The sequence below is a fragment of the Streptomyces sp. 15-116A genome (genome assembly GCF_025290915.1).
GTDB lineage: Bacteria > Actinomycetota > Actinomycetes > Streptomycetales > Streptomycetaceae > Streptomyces.
Window position 1 is genome coordinate 1 of record NZ_JAOCQE010000473.1, and the last position, 2559, is coordinate 2559.

General features: G+C 71.0%; 4 protein-coding genes. 2 read left to right on the plus strand and 2 right to left on the minus strand.

Annotated elements, in window-relative coordinates; all coding sequences use genetic code 11:
* The first annotated feature begins 639 nt into the window (after positions 1 to 639).
* Both N4P33_RS34525 and N4P33_RS34530 read left to right on the plus strand, forming a co-directional pair.
* The gene (locus N4P33_RS34525) at positions 640 to 813 is read left to right on the plus strand and encodes a hypothetical protein (RefSeq protein WP_260830862.1); all 174 of its coding nucleotides are present in this window, start codon (positions 640 to 642) and stop codon (positions 811 to 813) included.
* Positions 814 to 865: 52 nt separating this feature from the next.
* Positions 866 to 1348 (plus strand): GNAT family N-acetyltransferase, encoded by a 483-nt coding sequence (locus tag N4P33_RS34530; protein WP_260830863.1) that lies wholly within the window; start codon positions 866 to 868, stop codon positions 1346 to 1348.
* Positions 1349 to 1364: 16 nt separating this feature from the next.
* On the opposite strand, the gene N4P33_RS34535 is transcribed toward N4P33_RS34530, so the two are convergent.
* Positions 1365 to 1790, minus strand: a complete 426-nt coding sequence (locus tag N4P33_RS34535; protein WP_260830864.1) for a VOC family protein — start codon at positions 1788 to 1790, stop codon at positions 1365 to 1367.
* A 224-nt stretch (positions 1791 to 2014) separates the two neighbouring features.
* Positions 2015 to 2559, minus strand: a 545-nt coding sequence (locus N4P33_RS34540; RefSeq protein ID WP_260830865.1) for an amidase family protein, incomplete at its 5' end; no start/stop codon positions are given.

Below are 2559 nucleotides of genomic sequence, written 5' to 3' on the forward strand. Positions count from 1 at the left end.
GCCACCTGAAGCTCCTTGTCCGCGGGACGGCCGCGGCGCAGCAGCGCGGCGGTGCGCAGGGCGTGGTCGTGCGCGTCGACCGGGACGGCGCCGGGGCCCGGGACGTCCCGGGCCCCGCGGCAGGCGTACAACAGGTCCATCAGCTCCTCGACGCTGCGCAGTTCCATGCGCCGGTCCTCCCGCGAGACGGCCGTTGCCTTACGGCAGCAGATCATGACGAGCTTGCGAGTCGGCCAACGGGACTTGAACTACGCCATGACCAGATGACCTTCTCGAAAGCGTCGACGCCCCTGTCCTCCGATCGAGTGATGAGATATGGAGGCATCAATCAGGAAATAGGAGCATATTGAGGTGGCGTAAACGCGGTCCGACGCGCGATTGTTACCCAGCGTTTTCAGCCCCATCGAGCGGGGGGCCGCTCATTTGGTTAATCTGGAGGCCGACGGACAGCACCAAAGGGTTCTACCCACACCCACGGTCCGTCCTGGGACAAGCCGGTTCACAACGGCCTGCTCTCCCTCGAGTTACCGGCGCCACCGCGTCCGAACGGCTATCGACTCAAGCCCGAGCGGACGGGCGCAGGCGCAGCAGGACCGGCGCAGTACGTCCCGAGGGTGACCGACACATAAGGAGTGCGCGGTGACACCGGAGAAGACGAAGCGCGAACAGCGCCCCAAGGAACGCACGGAGCGCGCGGGCCGCCGGCCCGGGCAGCTCGGCAGCCTCGACGTGTGGGCCCGCTCGGCCCCCATCCGCCTCGCCGGCTACGAGGACGACCTCGCCGAGCCCCACATCCTGCCCAGCATCGACTGACCGCCCACCCCTTCGCGATCGCCTGCCGCAGGGGCGTGCCAGACTCACGGCCATGCTGATCAGGGAAGCCACCCCCGGCGACTGGCCGCGCATCTGGCCCTTCTGGCACCGCATTGTCGCCGCGGGCGAGACCTACGCCTGGGACCCGGGCACCTCCGAGGAGGATGCCCGGGCCCTGTGGATGAACCCCGCGAAGCAGGTCTACGTCGTCGAGGACGACGCCGGGACGATCGTCGCCTCCGCCTACCTCACCCCCAACTACGGCGGCCCCGCCGCCCGCATCGCCAACGCCGGCTTCATGGTCGACCCCGACCGGGGCGGCCGCGGATACGGCCGCGCACTCGCCGAGCACCTGCTGACCGAGGCCCGGGCGGCCGGCTACCGGGGCATGGTGTTCAACGCCGTCGTCGAGACCAACCCGGCCGTGACACTGTGGACGTCCCTCGGCTTCGGCATCCTCGGCACGGTGCCGGAGGCGTACGAGCACCCCCGGCACGGCCTGGTCGGGCTGCATATCATGTACCGCGCGCTGTGAGGCACGACGCGACCGCTCAGGGGCGGGCGTAGGGCCGGGTCATGATCTCCATGTTGTGGCCGTCCGGGTCGTCGAAGTAGGCACCGCGGCCCCCGAAGAGATCGTTGACCCGGCCGGGCCGCGTATGACCGGGATCCGCGTAGTAGGTGACCCCGGCCGTCTCCAGCCGCGCGATCATCGCGTCGAACCGCTCCTCGGGCACGAGGAACGCGTAGTGCTGCGGTTGGATCGGCTCGTCACGCTTCTCGTAGTAGTCGAGGGTCACGCCGTTGCCCAGGTCGAGCGGCAGGAAGGGCCCGAAGGGGGCGCCGACCTCCAGCCCCAGGACCGAGGCGAGGAACCCGGCGGACCGCTGCCGGTCCGTGGCGTAGACGACGGTGTGATTCAAGTGGGCGATGGTAGTGGGGAGTTCGGGGCCGGGCGGGTGCTGGGCTTCGGGCATGGGTGAATTCTTCTCCGTGTGATCGTCAGGGATGCCGCGTCGAGGCGGCGAGGGTGAGGAACGCGGAGAGAAGGGGCGGGGCGCGTGCCCGCCTCGGGCTCACGCCGAGGCCGGGACCGCTCTCTGTGCATGGCCCATCAGGGCCGACCCGGCAGTCACGTTCCCGACCCTAGCCCTGCGCCGACGATCACGGCAACAGCGCGTTTCCGTCACGCACCGAGGCGTCAGTCGCCCTCCAGCGGTGCGATCCGCTGCCACGGGTGCCGTTCTTCCAGCTGCCGTGCCAGGTCCAGCAAGTCGCCCTCCGATCCCGGGCGGCCCACCAGCTGGACCGCGCACGGCGCTCCGGAGGGCAGGGTGCCGAAGGGCACCGACATCGCGGGCCAGCCGGTCAGATTCCAGGGCGGGGTGAGCGGCGAGTACGCGGAGTTGGCGAGCACGTTGCGCAGCCAGCCCCGCTCGTGCCAGGGCGCGGCCTGCGGGGAGCGGCGGGCCAGTGCCGGAGTGAGCAGGACGTTGTACTCGGCGAAGAACGGTTCGAGCCGGCTGCGCAGCCGGTCCCGCGCCGCACCGGTGACCACGGAGGGCTCCCAGCGCCGGCCGATCGCGGCGTGCACCCTCGTGCGGCGGGTGAGCGAGCGGCGGTCCAGCCCCCGGGCGTCCACGGCCGTCCCCGCCGTCCAGTGGGCCAGCGCGGTCACCCCCAGCGACGCCGGGTACGGCGGATCGGCGCGCCGCACCTGGTGCCCGGCCTTCATCAGCACCCCGG

Excerpts from the sequence above, each read along its gene's own strand:
- N4P33_RS34530 (WP_260830863.1), top strand. The coding sequence starts at position 866 with ATGCTGATCAGGGAAGCCACCCCCGGCGACTGGCCGCGCATCTGGCCC.
- N4P33_RS34535 (WP_260830864.1), bottom strand. The coding sequence starts at position 1,790 with ATGCCCGAAGCCCAGCACCCGCCCGGCCCCGAACTCCCCACTACCATC.